Annotated in this window: 18 protein-coding genes; 7 read left to right on the top strand and 11 right to left on the bottom strand. The window is 70.6% G+C overall.

All coding sequences use genetic code 11. The features are described from left to right. The first annotated feature begins 13 nt into the window (after positions 1-13). A complete protein-coding gene (locus AC3A5K_RS08910; protein WP_487617168.1) occupies positions 14-3889 on the top strand; it encodes a YhdP family protein in 3876 nt (1291 codons plus the stop codon). 118 nt (positions 3890-4007) lie between these two features. After that, positions 4008-5483: a metalloprotease TldD gene (tldD, locus tag AC3A5K_RS08905; protein WP_487617167.1), complete on the top strand. Its 1476-nt coding sequence runs from the start codon at positions 4008-4010 to the stop codon at positions 5481-5483. 100 nt (positions 5484-5583) lie between these two features. Here the strand turns inward: tldD and yjgA are convergent, their stop codons facing one another. Beyond that, a complete protein-coding gene (yjgA, locus tag AC3A5K_RS08900) occupies positions 5584-6186 on the bottom strand; it encodes a ribosome biogenesis factor YjgA (protein WP_487617166.1) in 603 nt (200 codons plus the stop codon). Between the two features lie 23 nt (positions 6187-6209). Here yjgA and pmbA point away from each other — a divergent pair, with 23 nt between their 5' ends. From pmbA to AC3A5K_RS08885, 3 genes are all read left to right on the top strand, one after another. Continuing rightward, entirely contained in the window at positions 6210-7592 is a 1383-nt protein-coding gene (gene pmbA, locus AC3A5K_RS08895) for a metalloprotease PmbA (RefSeq protein ID WP_487617165.1), read from the top strand. A 90-nt stretch (positions 7593-7682) separates the two neighbouring features. Next, complete coding sequence (locus AC3A5K_RS08890; protein WP_487617164.1) at positions 7683-8093, top strand: DUF4870 domain-containing protein; 411 nt, start codon at positions 7683-7685, stop codon at positions 8091-8093. Positions 8094-8245: 152 nt separating this feature from the next. Beyond that, positions 8246-8692 (top strand): DUF4870 domain-containing protein, encoded by a 447-nt coding sequence (locus AC3A5K_RS08885; protein ID WP_487617163.1) that lies wholly within the window; start codon positions 8246-8248, stop codon positions 8690-8692. Positions 8693-8775: 83 nt separating this feature from the next. On the opposite strand, the gene AC3A5K_RS08880 is transcribed toward AC3A5K_RS08885, so the two are convergent. From AC3A5K_RS08880 to tilS, 3 genes are read right to left on the bottom strand one after another with little or no spacing between them, the layout of a single operon-like run. Continuing rightward, positions 8776-9678 carry a farnesyl diphosphate synthase gene (locus tag AC3A5K_RS08880; protein WP_487617162.1) on the bottom strand — a complete coding sequence of 301 codons (903 nt, stop codon included), beginning with the start codon at positions 9676-9678 and terminating at the stop codon, positions 8776-8778. After that, the gene (locus AC3A5K_RS08875; protein ID WP_487617161.1) at positions 9671-9940 is read right to left on the bottom strand and encodes an exodeoxyribonuclease VII small subunit; all 270 of its coding nucleotides are present in this window, start codon (positions 9938-9940) and stop codon (positions 9671-9673) included. Before AC3A5K_RS08875 ends, AC3A5K_RS08880 begins: the two co-directional genes overlap by 8 nt. Before the next feature lie 9 nt (positions 9941-9949). Then, complete coding sequence (gene tilS, locus AC3A5K_RS08870; RefSeq protein WP_487617160.1) at positions 9950-11275, bottom strand: tRNA lysidine(34) synthetase TilS; 1326 nt, start codon at positions 11273-11275, stop codon at positions 9950-9952. A 104-nt stretch (positions 11276-11379) separates the two neighbouring features. Between tilS and AC3A5K_RS08865 the strand changes: the two genes are divergently transcribed. Then, positions 11380-12441, top strand: a complete 1062-nt coding sequence (locus AC3A5K_RS08865; protein WP_487617159.1) for an NADH:flavin oxidoreductase/NADH oxidase — start codon at positions 11380-11382, stop codon at positions 12439-12441. Positions 12442-12447: 6 nt separating this feature from the next. Here the strand turns inward: AC3A5K_RS08865 and AC3A5K_RS08860 are convergent, their stop codons facing one another. The 4 genes from AC3A5K_RS08860 to AC3A5K_RS08845 form a co-directional block, all read right to left on the bottom strand. Next, the gene (locus tag AC3A5K_RS08860; RefSeq protein WP_487617158.1) at positions 12448-13101 is read right to left on the bottom strand and encodes a hypothetical protein; all 654 of its coding nucleotides are present in this window, start codon (positions 13099-13101) and stop codon (positions 12448-12450) included. A 78-nt stretch (positions 13102-13179) separates the two neighbouring features. Next, positions 13180-14139 carry an acetyl-CoA carboxylase carboxyltransferase subunit alpha gene (locus AC3A5K_RS08855; RefSeq protein ID WP_487617157.1) on the bottom strand — a complete coding sequence of 320 codons (960 nt, stop codon included), beginning with the start codon at positions 14137-14139 and terminating at the stop codon, positions 13180-13182. Between the two features lie 165 nt (positions 14140-14304). Further along, positions 14305-17835, bottom strand: a complete 3531-nt coding sequence (dnaE, locus tag AC3A5K_RS08850; protein WP_487617156.1) for a DNA polymerase III subunit alpha — start codon at positions 17833-17835, stop codon at positions 14305-14307. Positions 17836-18130: 295 nt separating this feature from the next. Beyond that, on the bottom strand, positions 18131-19186 hold the full coding sequence (locus tag AC3A5K_RS08845; protein WP_487617155.1) for a hypothetical protein: 1056 nt from the start codon (positions 19184-19186) through the stop codon (positions 18131-18133). A gap of 78 nt (positions 19187-19264) precedes the next feature. Here AC3A5K_RS08845 and AC3A5K_RS08840 point away from each other — a divergent pair, with 78 nt between their 5' ends. Continuing rightward, positions 19265-21433 carry a winged helix-turn-helix domain-containing protein gene (locus tag AC3A5K_RS08840; RefSeq protein ID WP_487617154.1) on the top strand — a complete coding sequence of 723 codons (2169 nt, stop codon included), beginning with the start codon at positions 19265-19267 and terminating at the stop codon, positions 21431-21433. Between the two features lie 261 nt (positions 21434-21694). Here AC3A5K_RS08840 and rnhB read toward each other — a convergent pair whose 3' ends face one another. From rnhB to lpxA, 3 genes are read right to left on the bottom strand one after another with little or no spacing between them, the layout of a single operon-like run. Continuing rightward, positions 21695-22336, bottom strand: a complete 642-nt coding sequence (gene rnhB / locus AC3A5K_RS08835) for a ribonuclease HII (protein WP_487617153.1) — start codon at positions 22334-22336, stop codon at positions 21695-21697. After that, entirely contained in the window at positions 22333-23607 is a 1275-nt protein-coding gene (gene lpxB, locus AC3A5K_RS08830; RefSeq protein WP_487617722.1) for a lipid-A-disaccharide synthase, read from the bottom strand. Before lpxB ends, rnhB begins: the two co-directional genes overlap by 4 nt. A gap of 14 nt (positions 23608-23621) precedes the next feature. Further along, positions 23622-24407: an acyl-ACP--UDP-N-acetylglucosamine O-acyltransferase gene (gene lpxA, locus AC3A5K_RS08825; RefSeq protein ID WP_487617152.1), complete on the bottom strand. Its 786-nt coding sequence runs from the start codon at positions 24405-24407 to the stop codon at positions 23622-23624.

Here is a 24407-nt window from a genome sequence, read left to right as displayed (position 1 = left end):
GGCGGACCGCACGGTGACACCGGTCTGGGCGGCCCGCCTGCGCCGGACGCGCCTCGGCGCGGGCTATGTGCTGGCCGCGGCGCTGGTGCTGGCGGCGCTCTGCGCCGTCGTCGTCGCCCAGGTGGCGCTGCCGTGGGTGGAGCGCAATCCGCGTGTGGTCGAGCGCTGGCTGACCGAGCGCGCGGGACGACCGGTCGCGTTCGACAGCCTGGACACCGAATGGACCCGGCGCGGTCCGCTGCTGCGGGTGACCGGTCTGCGGATCGGCGAGCCGGATGTCGCGGTGCCGGTCGCGCGCGCCGAAATCCAGATCGCACCCTATTCCGGCTTGCTGCCCGGCCGGTCGCTGACCGAACTGCGCCTGCAGGGCCTGGCGCTCACGCTGGCGCGCGAAGACGACGGGCGCTGGCAGGTGCGTGGCCTGCCCGGCGACACGCGTCCGGACGCCGATCCGTTCGCCGCGCTCGAAGGTCTGGGCGAACTGCAGATCGTCGATGCGCAGCTGGCCATCGAGGCGCCGTCGCTGGGGCTGGGCCACACGTTGCCGCGCATCGACTTGCGCATGCAGGTCGACCGTCGCCAGGTGCGCGCGGCGGCGCGGGCGTGGATCGAGGCCGACGGCGCGCCGCTCGACCTGCGGCTGGATCTGCAGCGCGAGGCCGGCGATGGCCGGGTCTATGTGGCGATGCCGCGCAACGACCTGCAGGTCTGGTCGCCGTTGCTGGCGCCCAGTGGCGTCGCGATCCGCGAAGGCCACGGCCGCGTCGCGGTGTGGCTGGACCTGCGCGAGCGCCGCGTGGTGTCGGCGACCGCCGATGTCGCCCTGGATGCACTGTCGCTGCAGCGCGCCGCGGATGTCGCCAGCGGCGTGTCGGACGCGCGCACGGTGGCCTTCGACGGACTGCAGGCCCGGTTGCACTGGGCGCACGCGGAGGGCGACTGGCGACTCGACGCGCCGCTGCTCCGGGTGGTGCAGCAGGGCCGGTCGCAGACGCTCGATGGTCTGGTGGTCGCTGGCGGCGCGCGCTGGGCGGTGCGTGCGGAACGCGTCGAGATCGCACCGCTGCTGGCCCTGGCCGCGCTGGCCGACGAGGTGCCGACGCCGCTGCGCGACTGGCTGCAGGCGGCGACGCCGCATGCGGTGCTGGCGGATGTCGAATTCGCCGCGCTGCGCGGTGGACCGGTGCGCGTATCCGCGCGGGTCGAGGATCTGGGCTTCTCGCCGGTTGCCGATCGCCCGGGTTTGCACGGGCTGACCGGCACCGTGTCCGGCGACGCCGATGGCGTGGTGTTCCGCCCCGACGTCGCGGCCACCGCGGTGTTCGACTGGCCGGTGGGCTTCGGTGTGCCGCATCCGCTGCAGCTGTCGGGTGAGATCGTCGCCTGGCGCGACGGCGCGGACTGGCATGTGGACACGCCGGCGCTGCGCGTCGAGGGCGACGGCTACGCCGCCGATGTCCGCGGCGGACTGGCATTCCAGGGCGACGATTCGCGGCCCCGCTTGGACCTCGCCGCGCGCGTCGACACCGCGCGGATTCCGGTGGCGAAGAAATTCTGGGTGCGGCACGAAATGCCGGAGGCCGCGCGCACCTGGCTCGACATGGCCCTGGTCGCCGGCGAGGTCCGCGAAGGACGGGCGATCGTCTCCGGCGATCTCGACGACTGGCCGTTCAGCCCCCAGGACGGCCACGACCGCCGGGGCGTGTTCGCGGCCGAAGCCCGGCTCGCGGATGCGACGATCCGCTTCCAGGACGACTGGCCCGCGATGACCGCGCTGTCGGGGCGCGTGCGTTTTCTCAACGACGGCTTCTCGCTCGACGAGTCCACCGGTGAACTGGCCGGCGTGCCGGTCCGCGACATCCTGGCGGGCATGCAGCACTACGCCACCAGTCCGGTGGCGGTGCAGGCGGGCGCCGTGACCGATGCCGCCCGCCTGCTCGCGTTGCTGCGCGAAAGCCCGTTCCAGGCCAGGCACGCCGAGACGCTCGACGGCCTCGACGTGGCTGGCCCGGCGCAGGTGCGCGTCGACGTTTCCGTACCGCATCACGCACCGGTGCGGATCGACGGCCGGGTCGCGCTGGACGGCGTGACGATGCGCGAATCGCGCTTCGATCTTGCATTCGACGACGTCCGTGGCGAAGGCCGCTTCGACCAGGCCGGCTTCGGCGCCGAGCGGTTGAGCGTGCACCAGGACGGCCAGGCCGGCCGGCTGGCGTTGCGCGCGGGCGATGGCCACGTGCGCGATCGCCTGCAGGCGTTCGAGGGCGAACTCGACATTCCGCTGGCCGCGTCGACGCTGCTGGCGCGCGCGCCCGATCTGGCCTGGCTGCGCCCGCACGTCGACGGCGTCGCGCCGTGGCAGGTGCAGGTCGCGATTGCGGACGAGGTGCCCGAGGGCGCGCCGGCGGCGCGGCTGCTGCTGCGCTCGGATCTCGTCGGCACCACGTTGCGTCTGCCGGCGCCGCTCGACAAGCCGGCGGCGTCGCCGCTGCGTACGACCATCGAAGCGCCGATTCCGTTCGACAGCGGCGATATCGCGGTCGGCTTCGGCAACCGGCTGGCGGTGCGCGCGCGCAGCCGCGGCGAGCGCACGGGCATCCGCGTGGAGTTCGGCAGCGGTCGGGTGCAGCAGGCGCCGCCGGCAGAAGGCCTCGCGATCGCAGGGCGCACGCCGGTCGTCGAGCTCGTCGACTGGCTCGGGCTGATGGGCGGCGGTGGACGCGAGGGTCTGGCGCTGCAATCGCTCGATCTGACCACCCGCGATCTGCGCCTGCCCGGTGCCCGCTTCGGCCAGACCCGTCTGACCGCGACGCAGGATTCTGACGGCACGACCTTGCGGGTGGACGGCGCGGGCCTCGCCGGCGACGTGCGGATGCCCGAAGCCGATGGCGCGCCGGTCGTCGCGGCCCTGCAGCGTCTGTACTGGCCGGCATTCGCGCAGACGCCGCGTCCTTCGGCCGACGCCGGCGCCAGCCCCGCGCCGCCTGCGCGCGCGCCTGCCGACGCCGACGCTGATTCCTTCGATCCGGCGGCGCTGCCGCCGCTCCAGCTCACCGTCGACGAGCTGCGCATCGGCGAGCTGTCGCTCGGCGAGGTGGCGGCCCGCACCCGTTCGATTCCCGCCGGCCTGGTACTCGAACAATTGCGCGTGCGGGCGCCGCAGCACCGCATCGATGCCACCGGTCGCTGGACCGGGCGCGGCGCGGCGGCGCGCACCGCGGTCGAGGTGGATGTCGAAAGCGACGATTTCGGACGCCTGCTGTCGGGCCTCGGCTTCGCGGGCAGCATCGTCGGCGGTCAGGGGCGGGTCGATTTCGACACCGCCTGGCCGGGCTCGCCGGCCGGCTTCGACGTGGCCAAGCTGGAAGGCGCGTTGCAGGTGACGGTCAAGGACGGGCAGCTGGTCGAAGTGGATCCGGGCGCGGGCCGCGTGCTGGGGCTGCTGAGCCTGACCGAGCTGCCGCGCCGGCTGACCCTGGATTTCCGCGATTTCTTCAATCGCGGCTTCGGCTTCAGCCGGATCGCCGGCGACATCCGGTTTGCCAACGGCCAGGCGCGCAGCGACGGCGTGACCATCGATGGGCCCGCCGCGGAGATCCGCATCCGCGGCACCGCCGATCTGCAGGCGCGCACCCACGACCAGGACATCGAAGTGCTGCCCAAGACCGGCAATCTGTTGCCGGCCGTGGGCGCGCTGACCGCAGGCCCCGTGGGCGCGGCCGTCGGCGCCTTCGCCAACGCGGTGCTGCGCCGGCCGCTGGCCGAGATCGGCGCACGCAACTACCACGTCAGCGGCCCCTGGCAGGACCCCAAGGTCGAAGTGGTCGAACGCCGCGAGGCGGCGCCGCCTGCGCCTGCATCGCAGACCCGGCCCCAATCGGCCAACTGACGGGGCCTGATCTGCCGGCGCGCGCGACGGCGGTTGCAGAGAACGCCAACGCCCGCGAGCACCCGCACCCGGGCGCCGCCCGGGTTGCCATCCACCGCTTTGCCCCCACACTGCACGGATGACCGATTTCGACACCGTGACCGATGCCGCGCCGGCCGATGCGCTGGCGCTCGCACAGAGCCGCCTGCTGCTGCCCGCCGGCCTCGACGCCGCCAATCTGGACCGTACGTTCTCCGCCCTGCTCGGGCCGGGCATCGATTTCGGCGACCTGTATTTCCAGCATTCGCGGCGCGAGAGCTGGTCGGTCGAGGACGGCATCGTCAAGAGCGGCTCCCACGCGATCGAGCAGGGCGTGGGCGTGCGTGCGATCAGCGGCGAGAAGACCGGTTTCGCGTACTCCGACGACATCGACGCGGTCGCGCTGATGGGCGCGGCGCAGTCGGCGCGCGCGATCGCCCGCGACGGACGCGCGCACGCGCCGCAGGCGCTGGTGCGCAGCCGGGTGCACGATCTCTATCCGGCGGCCGATCCGATCGACGCGCTCGGCAGCGAGGCCAAGGTCGAGGCGCTGCGGCGGATCGACCGTCTGCTGCGCGCCGCGGATCCGCGCGTGCAGCAGGTGATGGTGAGCTTGTCGGGCGGTGTGGACACGGTGCTGATCGCCCGCAGCGACGGCGTGCTGGCCGGCGACGTGCGTCCGCTGGTGCGTCTCAACATCCAGGTGCTGGTGGAGCAGGGCGGCCGGCGCGAATCCGGTTACGCCGGCTATGGCGGTCGGTACTCCTATGCGGAGCTGCTCGGCGACGGGCGGCCGGAGCATTTCGCGCGCGAGGCGCTGCGCCAGGCGCTGGTGAATCTCGAGGCGATCGACGCGCCTGCCGGCGTGATGCCGGTCGTGCTCGGCGCCGGTTGGCCGGGCGTGCTGCTGCACGAGGCCGTCGGTCACGGCCTGGAAGGCGACTTCAACCGCAAGGGCACCAGCACCTATGCCGGGCGCCTCGGCCAGCGGGTGGCGTCGCCCGGCGTGACCATCGTCGACGACGGCACGCTTGACGGTCGCCGCGGCTCGCTCAACGTCGATGACGAGGGCACCCCGACCCGGTGCACCACGCTGATCGAAGACGGCGTGCTGACCGGCTACATGCAGGACACGCTCAACGCGCGCCTGTCGGGCGTCGCGCCGACCGGCAACGGCCGCCGCGAATCCTTTGCGCATCTGGTGATGCCGCGCATGACCAATACCTACATGCTGGCCGGGCAGGACGATCCGCAGGACATGATCCGCTCGGTCAAGAAGGGCCTGTACGCGGTGAACTTCGGCGGTGGCCAGGTCGACATCACCAGCGGCAAGTACGTGTTCTCGGCGACCGAGGCCTACATGATCGAGGACGGGAAGATCACCGCGCCGGTCAAGGGCGCGACGCTGATCGGCAACGGCCCGGAAACGATGCAGCGCGTGCGCATGATCGGCCACGACATGGCGCTCGACGACGGCGTCGGCGTGTGCGGCAAGGACGGGCAGAGCGTGCCGGTCGGCGTCGGCCAGCCGCATCTGCTGATCGATCAGCTGACCGTTGGCGGCACGCAGGCTTGAGAGCCGGTGTGCGGGAATCGGGATTGAAGCGTCGGCACGGTTCCGGGCTGCGTCCTGGCAGATCCGTCGTTTCCGCCTGCGCGGGAATGGCGTCGTGCGCTCAGCGTGCGTCGTTGTCGCCGGCGTTGCCGGGTTGGTCAGCCTCGTCGTCGCGATCGTCCTCGGCCACCGCGTCCTCGCCTGCCGATGCCGCCAGCATGTCGCGCAGTTCGCGGAACAGTTCGCGGAAACTCGCCGGCGGCTTGTTCTTGGCGCGTTCGGCCAGGGTGTTGCGGATCAGCTGGCGCAGGCGCTGGCGATCGGCATGCGGATGCGCGTCGAGCAGCGACGCGAGTGCGCTGTCGCCTTCGTCCAGCAGACGCGTGCGCCACTGTTCGGCGCGGTGCAGGCGCGCGGTATCGACGCGGGCCGCTTCGCCGCCGACGTCGAGCGCATCGCGCAGCGCATGCAGCGTCTCGTCGCTCTCGCGGCGCATCTGCTTGGCCAGGAACGCCATCTGCCGCTTGCGCGCGATATGCGAGGTGATCCGGCGCGTGTCCGCGATGTGCGGGATCAATGTGTCGGGCACGGGCAGCTTGGCCAGCCGGCCATCGGGCAGGCCCACCAGGGCTTCGGCCAGTGCCAGTACTTCCAGGGCCTCGCGCCGGTTCTGCTTGCGGCTGGGGCCGAGGTACTCGCCGCTTTCTTCGTCTACGCCTCTCATCGCAACAGGATAAGCCATTGACCATGTCCGTACCCCACGCCGTCGTCCCGCAGGGCGATGATTCGCCCGAACGGCTCGATGCCCTGGCCGCACTGTCGCAGCGCCTGCTCGAGCGCTGCCGCGCCGCGGGTGCCAGCCAGGCGGAAGTGTCGTGCTCGGAAGACGCGGGTCTGAACGTCAACGTGCGCATGGGCGAAGTCGAGACCGTGGAATCGACCCGCGACCGTGGCATCGCGGTCACCGTGTACTTCGGCAAGCGCAAGGGCAGCGCCAGCACCGCGGATCTGCGCGAGGAGAGCCTGGCCGCGACGGTCGACCAGGCCTGCGCGATCGCGCGCTTCACCGAGGACGATCCGGCCTCCGGTCTGGCCGATGCCGCGTTGATGGCGGTGCCGGGTGCGGACGGCCGCTTTCCCGAATTCGACAGCTGGCATCCCTGGGCGCTCGACGCCGACACCGCGGTCGACCTGGCGCTGGGCTGCGAGGCCGCGGGCCGCGACAGCGACGCGCGCATCCGCAATTCCGATGGCGCGTCGGTGTCGACGTCGCGTTCGGTCGGCGTGTATGCGAACAGCCACGGCTTCATCGGCGCCGAGCGCGGCAGCCACCACAGCGTCGGCTGCGCGCTGATCGCCGGCGAGGGCGAACGCATGCAGCGCGACGGCTGGTACAGCATCGCGCTGGCGCCGGAGGATTTGGAATCCCCGCAGGCCATCGGCAAGCGCGCGGCACGTCGCACGCTGGAACGCATGGATCCGCGACCGATGCCGACGGGCAAGTATCCGGTGCTGTTCCAGGCCGAGATCGCGCGCTCGCTGATCGGGCATCTGCTGGGCGCGGTGTCGGGCGGTGCGCTGTACCGCCGGGCGAGCTTCCTGCTCGACAGTGTGGGCACGCAGTTGTTTCCCGACTGGTTCTCGATCCAGGAGCGGCCGTTCCTGATGCGCGGCTTCCAGTCGTCGGCCTTCGATGCCGAGGGCGTGGCGACGCGCGAATCCGCGCTCGTCGAGGCCGGTGTGCTGCAGCGTTACGTGCTGGGCAGCTATTCGGCGCGCAAGCTCGGCCTGCAGACCACCGGCAATGCCGGCGGCGTGCACAACCTGGAGATCGCATCGAACGCCGGTGATCTCGAATCCATGGTCCGCGGCATGGGCCGCGGCCTGCTGGTGACCGAACTGATGGGGCAGGGCGTCAATGCGGTGACCGGCGATTATTCGCGCGGCGCCGGCGGGTTCTGGGTGGAGGGCGGCGAGATCCGTCATCCGGTCGACGGCATCACCATCGCCGGCAATCTGAAACAGATGTTCGAGACCATCGAAGCGGTGGGCACGGATATCGACCGGCGCTCGCACGTGCGTACCGGCTCGATCCTGGTCGGCGCGATGACCGTTGCCGGCGGCGAGTGACGTTGCCGTCCTTGACGGCGCGCCGGCATCCCTGAAGAGTGCGCCGCAAGGCCACACCCGTTCCAACCACTTCCACCCGAGGCGTCCCGCATGAGCGATTTCAATACCTACACCGCTGCACCGCCTCCGCCCGCAGACGCGGCGTCTGCCGAAGAGCGTCAGTGGGCCATGTTCGGCCATCTTTCGGCACTCGCCGGACTGTTCACCGGTGGCATCGGCAACGTCGTCGGCCCGCTGGTGATCTGGCTGGTCAAGAAGGACACGATGCCCTTCGCCGCCGACCAGGCGCGCGAGGCGCTGAACTTCAACATCAGCGTGCTGCTGATCGCGGTGGCGCTGATCCTGATCACGCTGGTGACCTTCGGTCTGGGCGCGGTGCTGACGTTCCCGATCGGCCTGCTGCTCGGGATCGCCTGGCTGGTGATGACCATCGTCGGTGCGATGAAGGCGAACGATGGCGTCGCCTACCGCTATCCGTTCGCGCTGCGCCTCGTCCGCTAGGCGTTCCCGCGATCTGCGTTCCACGAGGCCCCGGCGTTCGCGTCGGGGCCTCGTGCGTACAGGGGTGCCGGAAGTCCGGGTGACGTTCGCGGCTGGCGCCGGACATCCCGCGCAGGCAGGCTGGTGTCACGACCCACGACAGGAGGCCTTCCATGCAGACCGCATCCTTTCCGCAGATCCGACCCGCCAGCGACAGTCGCCGCTGGGCGGCCGCGATGCACATCGGCGCGCTGGTGCTCGCGCTGCTGACGAGCTGGATCTCCGGCGTCGCCGGCGCGCTCGTGGCGGGTGTCGTGTATCTGGCCAAACGCGATGACGACGCCTTCGTCGCTGCGCATGCGCGCGAGGCGCTGAACTTCCATCTGAGCATGTGCCTGTACGCCTGCGCGATCGTCGTGGCAGCCATCGGTCTGCTCGGCGCGACGGTGGTGACGCTGGGCATCGGCGCGATCGTCACGCTGCCTGCCGGCCTGATGCTGGCGGCGGCCGCGTGCGGACTGGCTCTGTTGTGGCTGGTCAGCAGCATCGTCGCCGCGGTGCGCGCGCTGGACGGCCAGCACTATGTGCATCCGCTGACGATCCGGTTCTTCGGCGGCTGAGCGCGCGTTCCGGCGCGGGGCGCCTGCCGGCGGCAGGCTGAAGCGGTCACGTGCGGGCAGACCCGCGCGTGACCGGCCCGACGTCAGTGGTTGCGTTCGATCGCCTGGCGGCCGAGTGCAGCCAGCGGCGCGGCCGCATCGCCGAACGGCGCGAGCGCATCGCGCATGCGTAACGCCAGCGCATCGAGGCGCGCACGCGAGGCGTCGACGCCGATCAGGGCGGGGAACGTGGCCTTGTCCTGCGCGACGTCCTTGCCGGCGGTCTTGCCGAGCGTCGCGCTGTCGCCTTCGATGTCGAGCAGGTCGTCGCGGATCTGGAAGGCCAGGCCCAGGGCGTCGGCGAAATCGTCCAGACGCGCACGCGTGTCCGCGTTGACGCCTGCTGCGAGTGCGCCGAGTGCGACCGCGGCGCGCAGCAAGGCGCCGGTCTTCATCGCATGCAGGCGTTCGAGCGCGGCGACGCCGATCGAACCTCCATCGCCGGTCGCCGCCAGGTCGAGCGCCTGGCCGCCGCACATGCCGCCCGCACCGGAGGCGCGGGCCAGCGTGGCGACCATCGCCAGGCGCGTGGAGTCGGGCAGCGCCGTCGCCTCGGCCAGCGTGGAGAACGCGAGCGTCTGCAGCGCATCGCCCGCCAGAATCGCGGTCGCTTCGTCGAAGGCCACGTGCACCGTCGGCTGGCCGCGACGCAGGGCATCGTCGTCCATCGCCGGCAGGTCGTCGTGGACCAGCGAATAGGCGTGGACCAGTTCCACCGCGACGGCCGGCGCATCGGCCAGGCCGGGCGCGGCGCCGAAGGCATCGACGGTCGCATGCACCAGCAGCGGCCGCATGCGCTTGCCGCCCAGCAGCACGGCATGGCGCATCGCCGCATGCAGGCGCGGTTCGCTGTCGCGGGCGGTGTCGAGGGCGCGCTGCAGCGCCGCGTCGGTGCGCGTGCGCCAGGTGTCGATGCGGGAATCGACCGCGTGCGACGCGTCAGGCATCGGAGGCGTCGGCGTCCAGTGCGCCGAACGGCTGTGCGCGCTCCGGCGCGGCCGGGTCGCTGAGCAGCTTCACGCGCAGCTCGGCATCTTCCAGCGCCTGCTGGCAGCGGCGGTACAGGCCGACGCCGCGCTCATAGGCGCCGAGCGAATCCTCGAGCGTCATCTCGCCGCCCTCCATCGTGTCCACCAGCGCTTCGAGCTGGCCGAGGGCGGTCTCGAAATCGGCGACCGGGGAAGGGGCTTTGGCAGGGGTCTTCGGCATGCCGCAATTCTAAGCGATCGGCCTGTCGTCGGACCGTGGCGCGGTGTGCCAGGTCAGCCTGCGTCCACCCGCGCGCAGCCAGGCGTCGAAGTCGCGGTCGAAGGCCAGATCGCCGACCGCGAGCAGCCGGCCCGAGGGGTCGGACAGCAGCGGCAGACGGGCGCGGATCCACGGCGGCACGCCGAGATCCTGCAGCACGTGCCGGAGCGCGTGCGAATGCGTGCGGCCCGGCAGCGCGATGCGTTCGCCGCCGCGCCGGGCCTGCACGCGCCAGCGCATAGTGTCGTCCAGCGGACCGTCGAACTGCAGGCGGTCGCCGTCGGGCAATGCGAGCGGCGCGGCCCCGTTCCAGTCGAGCACGAGGGTGTCGGGCAATGGCGGACGGATCGGCCCGGCGTGCAGCAGATCGCGCCAGCGCTGCAGACGGTGCCGGCCCCAGTCGAAGACGGGGCTGCGGTCATCCGCGGCGCGGGCGAGGGTGGTGTCGCACCAGGCGGATCCCTGCCGCGGCAGCGGCGCGAGGCCGAGTTCCAGGATCCAGCGGCGCAGCACGCGCCCACGTCGCGCAGGCAGCAGCGGTTGCAGGCGGTCGACGCGCAGCACCGCCGGATCCAGCGTGCGGGCGTCGGCCAGCGCGACGGCATCGTCGGTCTCGAGCAGGGCGACGGTCTCGCCCTGCAGCCCCGCGACATCGGCCAGCGCGGCGCCGGCCTGCGGCCAGCGCGTGCGCAGCAGCGGCAGGATCCGGTTGCGGACGAAGTTGCGGTCGGCGCCGTCTTCGTCATTGCTGGGATCGTCGATCCAGCGCAGGCCGTGTGCCTCGGCGTAGGCCTGCAGCGCAGTGCGCGGCAATGCGAGCAATGGCCGCCACAGCCAGCCGTCTCCGAAGCGGCGCGCGCCGGCCATGCCGGCCAGCCCGTCGGGACCCGATGCGCGCAGCGCACGCAACAGGACGGTCTCCGCCTGATCGTCGCGATGGTGGGCCAGTGCCACCACGCCCCCCGGCGGCAGCTGCACGGCGAAAGCGGCATGGCGTGCTTCGCGCGCAGCTGCTTCGAGTCCGCGGCCACTGTCGCGCGCGACCGTGACCCGCACGCTGTCGAGGTCGACGCCCCAGCCGGCGCAGACGTCTTCGCAATGGACGGCCCAGTCGTCCGCGCCGGTCTGCAGGCCGTGATGCACGTGGATCGCGCGCAGGCCGGCGGCGCGGAACACGGGGTCGTGCGCCAGCCGGTGCAGCAGCACCGTCGAATCGAGGCCGCCGCTGAATCCCACGCGCAGCGGGCCGGATGCGGGCGGCAATGGCAGGGTCAGGACGGGACGTGGCGACAACATCGGCGCATGGTGCCATGCGTCGGAATGCTGCGATCCGGACGCGGCGTCGCGTGCGCACGGAGCGCGGCCTACAGTCGACGCTCTCCTCGCACCGGAATCGCCGCATGTCCGCTCTGTTCTCGCCGTTGCAGCAGCGTGGCCTCGTCCTGCGCAACCGCATCGCGGTGTCGCCGATGTGCCAGTACAGCGCCGTCGACGGTCTGCCCGACGCCTGGCATCTGGTGCATCTGGGCAGCCGCGCAGTGGGCGGCGCCGGGCTGGTAATGACCGAGGCGGCAGCCGTATCGCCCGAGGGCCGGATCTCGCCGGAAGACGCCGGGCTGTGGAACGACGCGCAGCGCGATGCCTGGGCGCCGATCGCCGCGTTCCTGCGCGCGCAGGGCGCTGCGCCGGCGATCCAGCTGGCGCATGCCGGGCGCAAGGCCAGCACGCACGCGCCGTGGCGCGGGCGCGGCGCGGTGCCGGTGGAGGCGGGTGGCTGGCAGGTCGTCGCGCCATCAGCGCAGGCCTACGATGCCACCTATCCGTCACCGGTGGCGCTCGACGCCGACGGCATCGCACAGGTGATCGAAGACTTCCGTGCGGCCGCGGTGCGCGCGCTCGACGCCGGCTTCGACGTGGCCGAGGTCCACGCCGCGCACGGCTATCTGCTGCACCAGTTCCTGTCGCCACTGTCGAACACGCGCACCGACGCCTGGGGTGGCAGCTTCGAAGGCCGTGCGCGGTTGCTGCTCGAGGTCGTGGATGCGGTGCGCGCGGTGTGGCCGGAGCGCCTGCCGCTGTGGGTACGGATCTCGGCGACCGACTGGGTGGACGGTGGGTGGACGCTTGAGGAAAGCGTTGCAGTCTCGCGCCTGCTGGCCGCGCGCGGCGTGGACCTGATCGACGTGTCGTCGGGCGGCCTGTCGCCGGCGCAGCACATCGATGCGGTGCCGGAATACCAGGTGCCGTTCGCGCGTCGGGTGCGCAGCGAGGCCGGTATCGCGACCGGCGCGGTCGGGCTGATCACCGAACCGGCGCAAGCCGAGAGGATCGTCGCCGATGGCGACGCGGACGTGGTGCTGTTGGCCCGCGAACTGCTGCGCGATCCGTATTTCCCGCGCCGCGCGGCGAAGGCGCTGGGCGCCGTGATCGAGACGCCTGCGCAGTACCTGCGCGCGTGGTGACGATGCTCAGCGGTTGAATGCCGCCGCGTTGCGGATGAACAGTTCGGTGACGTCGAAGAAGAATTCGCGCTTCGTGCCGTCGGGGAAGGTCACTTCGAGCCGGTCGTAGTGGCGGTCCTCGACGTGGACCAGGGATTGCCCTGTCACCTCGGCCTGCAGCACGCGGCGCACGAACGCGTATTCGTTGGGAATCAGGCAGGGCTTGAAGGCCGTCTCCGGCGTGGTGCCATCGCCGTCGCCGACGAGCACCGTGAACAGCGCCGTGGAGAGTGTCCGGTAGCGCATACGCGCGACCTCGTCACCGGATTGCGCGGCCAGCGTCGCGCGCAGCAGCTGCAGTTCCGTCGAGGGCACCGCATCCAGATCGCCGACGCGGGCCTGGAGTGCGTCGAGCAGCGGGCCCGCTTTGTCGAGATCCTCGGCCGAGCGCACGGTGTCCTCGATCGCGGCGATCGTGTCGCGGACCGCCATGTCGATCTCGACCGGCGCCAGCGTGGGATGGCGGGCCGCGCCGTCGCAGGCCGTGCGCGCGAATGCGAGGTCCTGCGGCGTCGGCGCGGACGCCGCTGCAGGCGCTGGAGCGGCGGCGCCGGCCAGCGCGGGCGACAGCCCCGCAATCAGCACGAGGGATGCGGATCGTACGAGAGCGGCTGAGCGCATGAAGGACTCCATGGATGCGAAGCCCGACAGTAGCCGATCCGGATGACGACGCGCCCGGGCGCCGTCGTCCGCGCGGACTCAAGCCGCTTCGTACGCGCCGTAGCTGCGCAGGCGCTGGTAGCGGCGCTCCAGCAGGGTTTCGACCGGCAGCTGCTCCAGCTCGTCGACCGCATTCATCAGCACCGCCTTGAGGCGGGTCGCGGTCTGGCGCGGATTGCGGTGCGCGCCGCCGATCGGCTCGCGCACGACCTTGTCGATCAGGCCCAGGCCATGCAGGCGCTTGGCGGTCAGGCCCAGCTGCTCGGCGGCGTCGCGCGCCTTGCCGGCGTCCTTCCACAGGATCGAGGCGCAGCCTTCCGGCGAGATCACCGAATAGGTGCTGTATTCGAGCATCACCGTGCGGTCGCCGACGCCGATCGCCAGCGCGCCGCCGGAGCCGCCTTCGCCGATCACGGTGCAGACGATCGGAATGCGCAGCTCGGCCATCTCCAGCAGATTGCGCGCGATGGCCTCGGACTGGCCGCGTTCTTCCGCGCCGATGCCGGGATAGGCGCCGGGCGTGTCGATGAAGGTCAGCAGCGGCAGCTTGAAGCGCTCGGCCATCTTCATCAGGCGCAGCGCCTTGCGGTAGCCCTCGGGGCGCGGCATGCCGAAATTGCGACGCACCTTGGTCTTGGTGTCGCGACCCTTCTGGTGGCCGATGATCACCACGCTGCGGCCGTCGATGCGACCGAGGCCGCCGACGATGGCGGCGTCGTCCGAGTAGGCGCGGTCGCCGGCCAGTTCCTCGAATTCGTCGCAGAAGGCCTTGATGTAGTCGAGGGTGTAGGGGCGCTGCGGATGGCGCGCCAGCTGCGACACCTGCCACGGCGTGAGGTCGCGGAAGATGTGCGCGGTGCGCTTGCGCAGCTTGTCGCGCAGCGTGGCCAGCTCGGCGTCGATGTTGACCGCGGGGCCATCGCTGGCCTGGCGCAGCTCCTGGATCTTGGCTTCCAGGTCGGCGATGGGCTGCTCGAAATCGAGGTAATTCGGATTCATGCGTGGGACTGCCGGAATTGGGGCGGCGGCGGGTGCTCCATCGGAGACCGGCCGGACCGGAAAGGGCGACAGTCTAGCCGACCGCGCCCGATGAGGCCGTACGTGGGCGTCTGGAGTGCAGATCGCCGCACGTTGGCGGATGTTGTACGCAGGCGCGCCGTGCGGTCAGCTCGCCCAGGGCTTGGCCATATCCAGCCGGGCGATGCGCACGCCGGGTTGTGCACGGAGGGTGCCCGGCAGTTCGGCATCGGCGCGGATCGACTGGGTGCCGTTGACCTCCAGCGTGCCCGCGGCGCCTGCAGGCAGCAGCAGATCCAGACGCAGCGCGGTCTTGCCCGGGCGGTGCTGGGCCAGCACCTGTTCGACGCGTGCCAGCGTGCCCGGCACGCGCAGGTCGAGGCGCAGCGACAGCCGGCGTGCGTGTTCCGGACAGACGGTGTGGAAATCCCAGCAGCGCTTCACGCGCAGCGCGAAGCCGCCGCTGAACTCGTCTTCGCGCAGGCCGCCCTCGATGATGAGGATGCGGTCGCGCGTCAGCAGGTGCGCGTACTCGCTGGACGCGTCGGCGAAGAAGCCGCATTCCAGCCGGCCGCGGCCGTCCTCCAGCAGCACGAACGCCTGCGAGTCGCCGCGCTTGCGGATGGCGGTGATCTGGCCGGCGATGATGACCTGGGTTTCCGGGCGCCAGCTGTTGCCGCCGCCCTTCTGGTCGCGCGCGGCCCACAGGCTGTCGAGCTGGCCGAGATCGGTGCCCACCAGCGCCTGCAACTCATCGCGGTAGGGATCCAGCGGATGACCGCTGAGGTAATGCCCCAGCGTCTCGCGCTCGCCCTCCAGCTTCTGCCGCAGCGGCCACTCTTCGCATTCGGGCAGGTCGATCTGCAGGCCGTCGTCGCCACCGGCGCTGCTGCCGAACATGTCGACGATGCCGGCGTTGCGGTTGCGGGTGAGCTGGTCGGTCGCCTTCAGCGCTTCGGGCAGCTGCAGCATCAGCGACGCGCGGTTCTTGCCCAGCGCATCGAGCGCGCCCGCATTGATCAGCGCTTCGAGCGTGCGCTTGTTCATGCGCGTCGAATCGACACGCCGGCAGAAATCGAGGATGTCGGCGTAGACACCGCCGCGCTCGCGCGCTTCGACGATGTTCTCGCAGGCGCCGCGGCCCACGCCCTTCACCGCGCCGAGGCCATAGCGGATGGTCTGCGGATCGATGGCCTCGAACATGTAGGTGGAGGCGTTGACGTCCGGCGGCAGCACTTCCAGGCCCATCGTCCGCGCTTCGGTCAGGAAGCCGGTGACCTTGTCGGTGTTGTCCATGTCCGACGACAGCACCGCGGCCATGAACTCGGCCGGGTAGTGCACCTTGAGCCAGGCGGTCTGGTAGGCCACCAGCGCATAGGCGGCCGAGTGCGACTTGTTGAAGCCGTACTCGGCGAACTTCTCCATCAGGTCGAAGATCGACGTCGCGACCTTCGGGTCCACGCCGTTGGCCGCCGAACCCGCCTCGAACTTGGCGCGCTCCTTGGCCATTTCCTCGGCCTTCTTCTTGCCCATCGCGCGGCGCAGCAGATCGGCGCCGCCCAGCGAATAGCCGGCCAGGACCTGGGCGATCTGCATCACCTGTTCCTGGTAGACGATGACGCCGTAGGTCGGCGAGAGCACCGGCTCCAGCGACGGATGCGGATACGTCACGTCCGTGCGGCCGTGCTTGCGGTCGACCCATTCCTTGTCCATCCCCGAGCCCAGCGGGCCGGGACGGAACAGCGCGGCGAGCGCGATGATGTCCTCGAACGTATCGGGCTGCGCGCGCTTGAGCAGCTCGCGCATGCCGCGCGATTCGAACTGGAACACCGCGACGGTATCGCCGCGTGCGAACAGCTTGTAGCTCTCGACGTCGTCGAGCGGCAGCGCGGTGATGTCGAACGGCGCTTCGCCGGCGGCGGCGCGGCGCACGTTGATCGCCTTCACCGCCCAGTCGATGATCGTCAGCGTGCGCAGGCCGAGGAAGTCGAACTTCACCAGGCCGATCGATTCGACGTCGTCCTTGTCGAGCTGGGTGACCGGGTTGCGGCCGAGGTTGCCCTCGTCGTGTTCGGCGTACAGCGGGCAGAAATCGCTGAGCGGCGACGGCGCGATGACCACGCCGCCGGCGTGCTTGCCGGCGTTGCGGGTGAGGTCCTCGAGCTGCAGCGCGAGATTCAGCAGGTCGCGGACGTCGTCCTCGTCGTTGTAGCGCGCGATGAGTTCGTCCGAGCGCCAGGCATCGTCGCTGCGTGACTTGTCGGTACGGCCCAGCGCATCGTCGAGCCCGATGCCCAGCGTCATCGGCACCAGCTTGGCGACGCTGTCGACGAAGCCGTAGGGATAGCCGAGCACGCGCCCGGAATCGCGCACCACGGCCTTCGCGGCCATGGTGCCGTAGGTGATGATCTGGCTGACGCGGTCGCGGCCGTACTTCGCGGCGACGTAGTCGATGACCTCGTCGCGCCGGTCCATGCAGAAGTCGATGTCGAAGTCGGGCATCGACACGCGTTCGGGATTGAGGAAGCGCTCGAACAGCAGGTCGTAGGGCAGCGGATCGAGATCGGTGATGCCCAGCGCCCAGGCCACCAGCGAACCCGCACCGGAGCCGCGCCCGGGACCGACCGGGATGCCGTTCGCCTTGCCCCAGTTGATGAAGTCCGCAACGATCAGGAAGTAACCGGGGAACCCCATCTTGATGATGACGTCGAGCTCGATCTCCAGACGCGCGTCGTAGCTCGCGCGGTCGTGCCCCGGCGCCATCGGATGTTTCTGCAGCCGCTGCTCGAGACCGTCGCGCGATTCCTTGCGGATCCAGCTGTCGAGCGTCTCGTCGGCCGGCACCGGAAACGCCGGCAGGTAGTAGGTGCCGAGGCGCAGTTCGAGATTGCAGCGCTGCGCCAGCGCCAGCGTGTTGTCGATCGCATCGGGCACGTCGCTGAAGAGTTCGGCCATCTCGTCGCCGGACTTCAGGTACTGCTCGCGCGTGTAGAGCTTGGGCCGGCGCGGATCGTCGAGCACGCGACCGGTGGAGATGCACACGCGCGCCTCGTGCGCGTCGAAACCCTCGGCATCGATGAAGCGCACGTCGTTGCCGGCGACCACCGGCAGCGACAGGTCGGACGACACCTGCAGGGCCAGCGCGTTGTGCACGGCCTCGTCGTCGAAACCGCAGCGCGTGAGCTGCAGGAACAGGCGTTCGTCGAACACCTCGCGCCACTGCGCGTACCACTGGCGCGCCAGATCGTCGCGGCCGCCGGACAGCAGTTTCGCCGCCGGGCCGTGGCGGCCGGCGATCGCGAACAGGCCGGTATTGCACTCGCGCAGCCAGTCCGGCCGCACCACCACACCATCGGTGCGATGGCCTTCCATCCACGCCCGCGTCAGCAGGCGCGACAGCGACAGATAGCCGTCGTGGTCGCGGCACAGCAGGGTCAGCGTGGAGGCGGGTTCGTCGCCTTCGGCGATCGAGATGTCGGCGCCCATCACCGGCTTGATGCCGGCGCCTTCGGCGGCGCGATAGAACTTCACCAGCGCGAACAGGTTGTTGCGGTCGGTCAACGCGACCGACGGCTGGCCAAGCGCCGCACAGCGTTTGACCAGCCCCTTGATCCGGATCGTCGAATCGGAGAGCGAGTATTCGCTGTGGACGTGAAGATGAACGAAGCGCGCGGGCATTGCGTCAGCGAGGCGGCCGGAGGGTCAGGTTAGGGCCGGGCCCCGGGGCGGACAAGGCTTGACAGCATCGCCGTGCCGGCGCGGCGCGGGTGGTGCCCGTCCGCCGCTGCGCCAGCGTTCAGGCCGGCGCCGGGTTTCGTCGCGAACGGGCGTGGTCGCTCGTCAGGTCAGCGTGCCTCTGGTCCGCGACGGAGCGGAGTATCCGAGGCGAGAACGGCCGTCGGGATTGCCCCGGCGGCCGTGGCTGTCGCGGTTGCGATGTCATCCGGTCAGGGCAGCCAGCGCCCTGTCCGGCTCACAGCCGGGTGACCCGGACCAGCGCCGAGATCCAGCCGACGTCGCCGCCGTCGTCTTTGCCGCTGAGTGCCAGGCGATGGGTGTAGTGCAGCCGGCGGGGATCGGTGCCGCACTTGTAGATCTGCTCGCCGGGGATATTGATCATCTCGTGCGCGCCGATCGTCAGGCCGCCGGGGTTGTAGGGGTCGTCACCCAGTCCCAGCACGTCCGCCACCAGTCCACCGGCTTCGCCGATCAGCCACGACACCAGGCTGCCCGCGGCGTTGCTCTCGGACTGCAGCGACGACAGCGCGCTGCCGACCGCACCGCCTGCGGCCCCGCCCGCGAACGAGGCTGCAGTCTCGAACACCTGTCCGACCCGGCGTTTCACCTCCTGCCGCACCTTCGCGCGGTCGCCGTGATCGTGTTCGACGATCTGCAGGACCAGGTTGAGGTCGGCGGGCGGACCCTCATAGAGGACGATCGCGTTGTTGTAGATGCGGGTATTTGTGTCCGGTCCCAGCTTGACCTCGGGCAGGTCCCAAGACTTGGTGAAACCCTGGCTGCCCAAGTTCGCCACGATCGTGCCGTAGAGCTCGTCGCCGCTCTCTTGGCGGACATCGAGACCGTAGCCCTCGAACGTCACGCGCACGCGGCTGGACGGTTCGAAGGTAACTGCGCCGCCGTCTTGCAGGCTGGTCGACATTCTCCCGCCCCGGAATTCGACGTACAGCCGGCCGTTGCGGTGATAGGTCGGGAACTGCGGATTGATAGGCAGGCCGACACCTGAGCGTGCGCCGTTGGCCTTCAGCCATTCGTTCATGATGCGCTGGCGCCCTTGGCTGACCAGCTTGCGGATCGTGACGAGGCTGCCGACGCGGGCGCCGAGCTTCGAGTCGAGGCGGATGGTGTCGAGGCTGAAGTCGCGAGCGGTTTTCAGTTGAACAGGCATGTGTGTATCTCCGTTGGTGGCCGTGCCGCGAAAGGCGTTGAGGCCGGGTCGAGGGTGTTTCGTGCCCCGGAGCGAAGCCGCGTAAGATCCGGTGTCGCGGTCGTTCCCCGGTGGACCCAGCATCGGTCCGGTGTTCCGGGAGGTCGCGAGGCCCCTGTGAGGCAACGGTGTGGTTTGCGAGGTTCTGGCGATGGATTCGCGATGACCGGTCACACGCCCGACCCGATGACGGTCCCGACGGACCGCACCATCCGCTTTGGTGACGTCGAGATCGACGTTGACGGGCAGACGATCCTGCGCGCGGGTAAGCCCGTGCCGGTCGAGCCGAAGGTGTTCGCCGTGGCGCTGGAACTGTTGCGCCAGCCGGGCCGGCTGGTCACGCGGGACGCGCTGCTCGATGCGGTCTGGGGGCATCGCCATGTCACGCCCGGCGTGCTGACCCGGGCGATCGCGCAGCTGCGCCAGGCGCTTGGGGACGACCCGCACCAGCCCCGTTATATCCAGACCCGCCACGGTGTCGGCTATTGCTTCATCGGCGAGCGTATCGAGGCGCCGGTTGCGACTGATGCATTGGCGTCCCTTCCAGCGGACCGTCGGACCGGCGGCACCCGGGACACCCCTGCGCTGCAGATCGATGCGGATCATGTGGCAGCCGCCCGCCACTGGCGACCACGCGCCTGGGGCATCGCCTCGGCGATCGCACTGGTGGTGGCCGCGGCGGCGTGGTGGAGGACGCCCGACGTGCCGTCGACCGGGCAGGACGCAGCCGCCTCCGTCGCCGTGCTGCCGTTCGAGACCGCTGGCGAAGGCGACCGTGACGACGTCTTCGCAGCCGGCCTGTCGATGGAGCTGCGCGATGCGCTGGCCGGCGTACCCGGCCTGCAGGTCGCAGCGGCGTCCCCCGCGCAGAAAGCGCCGGTCGCGGACCTGCGGACGTTGGGCCGGTCGCTCGGGGTTGCCCGCGTGCTCGACGGTTCGGTGCGACGCGATGCCGACCGCGTGCGCATCCATGTGCGCCTGGTCGATCCGGCGACCGGCACCATCGCCTGGACCCGGCGCTACGAACGTCCGCTGGCGGCGCTGTTCGACCTCCAGGCGGAGATCGCACGCGATGTCGCCGGCCGCCTGCTGGGCAGCGTGCCTGCGGTCGAGATCGACGCGCTCGGCCACCGGCTCACGCCGACCGCCAACGTCGCCGCGTTCGACGCCTACCTGCACGGACTGCGACAGCTGACGACGATGATGGATGTCGAGGCCGCCGGTCGGGCCGAGGCTGGCTTCGAGCGCGCGTTGGCCCTCGATGCGGGCTTTGCCCGCGCCCAGGCCGGCCTGTGCCGGGTGGAGCTGTGGCGGTTCGATGCCCACAAGCAGCCTGCCGCATTCGACACCGCGCGCACGGCCTGCCTGCGTGCGGCGCGGATGGATCCGGGCGATGGCCGGGTCCGGCTCGCGCTGGGCGATCTCTATCGCATGGCCGGCGATCCCGACACCGCCGCCGACCATTACCGCGCGGCCGAGCACGATCCGGCCTGGCACGGCGCCGCGCTGGCGGGCCTGGCGAAGCTGCAGTTCGCGCGCGGCGATGTCGGCGGTGCGCTGGCGTCGCTGCAGGCCGCGAGTGAGGCCGCGCCCACCGATGCCGCGCTGCAGGCGGAGCTCGGCTATCACGCCTATCTCGCGGGCCAGCTGGACGTGGCGGTGGCGACCTATCGCCGCGTGGTGGCGCTGGAACCACGCGAGGCCGACTACTGGGACACGTTCGGCGCGCTGCTGCTCGCGGCGGGCGATCGCGCCGGCGCCCAGGCCGCGCTGGAAAGCGGGGTGGCGATCGAGCCATCGGAAACGGCGCTCAGCAACCTCGGCACGCTGCTGTACCAGGCCGGCGACCATGCCGGGGCGGCGGCTCGCTTCCGGCAGGCGCTGGCGCTGTCCGATACCGCGCATCACCAGGTCTGGGGCAACCTCGGCGATGCGCTGCTCGCCGATCCGGCCACGCGCCCGCGCGCGGGCGATGCGTTCCGCGAAGCGGCGATCCAGGCCGAGCGCTACCTCGCCGCGCAGCCCGACGATCCGCAGACCCTGGCGTCCCTTGGCTGGTACCGCGCCAACACCGGCGACGCGAGCGAGGCGCGGCGGCTGGCGGCGCGGGCAACGCTGCGCGCCCGAGATGCCGCCGACATCGGCGAGGTCGCGCTGATCACCGCCGACATCCATGCGGCGCTGGGCGATCTGGACCAGGCACGCGCAAGGCTCGCGGTCGCACGTGGCGCCGGCATCGATCCGGTCCGGATTTCGACCGACGATGTGCTGCAGCGCGCAGGGCTGGTCGAACCGGCGCATGCTCCGACGCAGACATCCACCCGCGAGTGACTTCGCATTCCAGGAGGCAACCGCAATGGCAACGACCCGAAAGACCGCGACATCCGCGCCGCGCCCGGCAATCGGGGCCGCGACGAAAACCACGAAGCCGGCGGCCCCAGTGACGCCCAGGACCGCGAAGGTCGCGGTGTCGTCCAGCATCGAGGCGCGCAGCAAGAAGGTCATCGTGCCGCCGCCCAGGCCCAGGCACGATGGACTGCGGGCCGGTCAGCGCACGCCCAAGCCCCGGGCCGGTTGAGCGGGGCGACCAGGTCAGGCGGGGACGGGAAACAGGTCGTCCACGCGCGGCTCGCGGGTGGACGGCGTCTCTGCAGGGCTCGGCGCGAGCGCACGCGCCACCGGCGCGAAACTCCGCCGGTGGTGCACGCAGGGACCGTATGTCATCAACGCGTCCAGATGCGCCGGGGCGCAGTAGCCCTTGTGCCGGTCGAAGCCGTAATCCGGAAACTGCGCATGCAGCGCGACCATGGCCCGGTCGCGCGCCACCTTGGCCAGAATCGAGGCGGCCATGATCGCCTGTTCGATGGCATCGCCGCCGATGATCGCGCGCGCCGGACAGGGCAGCCCGGGCGGTACGCGGTTGCCGTCGACCAGCACGCGTTCGGCGGCGGGTGCGAGGGCTTCGACCGCGCGCCGCATGCCCAGCAAGGTCGCCTGGTAGATGTTGATGCGGTCGATGTCTTCGACTCCGACGAATTCGATGCGCCAGGCCAGGGCGTTGTCGACGATCTGCGGATACAGCGCCTCGCGGCGCTTTTCGGTGAGTTTCTTGGAATCGTCCAGTCCGTCGATCGGCCGGCGCGGATGCAGGATCACCGCAGCGACCACCACCGGTCCGGCCAGGGGGCCGCGACCGGCCTCGTCGACACCGGCCGTGCGCAGACGCCGGGTCACGAGGTCGGCTCCGAACGCGTCGGCGCAGGGAGCGCGGGCACCGCGAGACGTGCGACTGCATCCGCCGCGGTGGCCGATGCGCCCTGGCGCAACTGCAGGTGCAGGTCGCGATAGAGCGGCTGCAGAGCCTCGGCTGCGTGCGGATCGCGGAACCAGTGCAGCACCGCGGCCGACAGGTGTTCGGGCGTGCAGTCTTCCTGCATGAACTCCGGCGCGATGGTGCGGCCGGCCAGCACATTGGGCAGCGAGAACCGGTCGACCTTCATCAGCTTGAAAAGGCGCACGAGAAACGCGGTACTCGGCGCGATGCGGTAGCCGACCACCATCGGCCGCTTGGCCAGCAGTGCTTCCAGCGTCGCGGTGCCGGAAGCGAGCAGCACGACATCGCTCGCGACCATCGCAGCGCGCGCCTGGCCGTCGAGCACGCGCACATCGAGTGCGGAAAAACGGGGCTGTGCGAGCAATGCGTCGATCGCGGCGCGGCAGCCGGCATTCGCGGCCGGCACGACGATGCGCAGGCCGGGCAGGGCAGCGGCGACTTGCGCGGCGGCATCGAGGAATACCTCGCCGAGTCGGCCGATCTCGCCCAGGCGCGAGCCCGGCAGCACCGCCAGTACGGGCGCGTTATGCGGCAGGCCGAGTGCATCGCGCGCGGCTGCGCGATCCGGCTCGAGTGCCAGCATCTCCGCCAGTGGATGACCGACGAAGCGCGCATCGACGCCATGCGTCGCATAGATCGGCGGCTCCATCGGAAACAGGCACAGCACGAGATCCGCGCTGCGACCGATCTTCGCCGCGCGCCCCTGACGCCAGGCCCAGATCGAGGGGCTGACGTAATGCACGGTGCGGATGCCGCGATCCTTGAGCGTGCGTTCGAGGCCGAGGTTGAAGTCGGGCGCATCGATGCCGATGAAGACGTTCGGACGCCAGTCGAGCAGGCGCGCGCGCAGCGAACGCCGCAGCTTCAGCAACCGCGGCAGATGCCGCAGCACTTCCGACAGCCCCATCACCGAGAGTTCCGACGCGTCGTGCCAGGTCTCCATGCCGGCCTCGCGCATCGCATCGCCGCCGACACCGGCGAAGATCGCATCCGGATAGCGCGCACGCAGCTGTTCGATCAATCCGGCGCCGAGCAGATCGCCGGAGGCTTCGCCGGCGACGAGTGCCATGCGGAGTGTGGCCCGGGTGGCGTGATTGGTGATTGGTGATTGGTGATTCGACAAAGCCGTTTCACACGATCTGAAAGATGGCGACATTCTGCTCTTGCGAATCACGAATTACGGTTTCACCGCAACAGCGGTCGATCGCCTGCCTCGATGAAATCGAGAAACGCGCGGACGTCTTCGCTGTCCTGCGCCATCTCGCCCAGGCGCACGCGGGCATCGGCGAGTGAATCGCCCGAGACGTACAGGGCGCGGTAAGCGCGCTTGATCGCCGACGTGCGCGTGCCGTCGAAGCCGCGGCGCTTCAGGCCTTCGGCGTTGATGCCGCGCGGGCGGCCGTAGCCGTCCTGCGCCACCATCACGAACGGCGGCACGTCGCCGTTGACGAAGGCGCCCATCCCAATGAATGCATGCGCGCCGATCCGGCAGAACTGGTGGATGCCGACGAAGCCGCTGAGGATCACGTGGTCGCCGACAGTGACGTGGCCGGCCAGCGTGGCGTTGTTCGAGAACACGCAGCGGTTGCCGACCACGCAGTCGTGCGCGACGTGCGTGTAGGCGAGGAACCAGTTGTCGTCGCCGACGCGGGTGATGCCGCCACCGTCGCCGGTGCCGCGATTGATCGTGACGAATTCGCGGATCGTGTTGCGGTCGCCGATCACCAGTTCCGCGCGCTCGCCAGCGAACTTCTTGTCTTGCGGTTCGCCGCCGATCGCGGCGTGACCGTGGATGTGGTTGCCAGCGCCGATACGCGTCGGACCGTGGATGCTGCAGTGCGGGCCGACGATAGTGCCGTCGCCGATTTCGACATCCGCGCCGATCAGCGTGAACGCCCCGATCTGCACGTCCTCGCCCAGCGTCGCGCCGGGATCGACGACCGCGCTGGGATGGACCTGCGCGGCGGCCAT

The sequence above is a fragment of the Luteimonas sp. Soil_C_5 genome, from assembly GCF_057656615.1.
The sequence above is the reverse complement of the archived record's forward strand: the minus strand, read 5'-3'. Positions and strand labels throughout refer to the sequence as shown.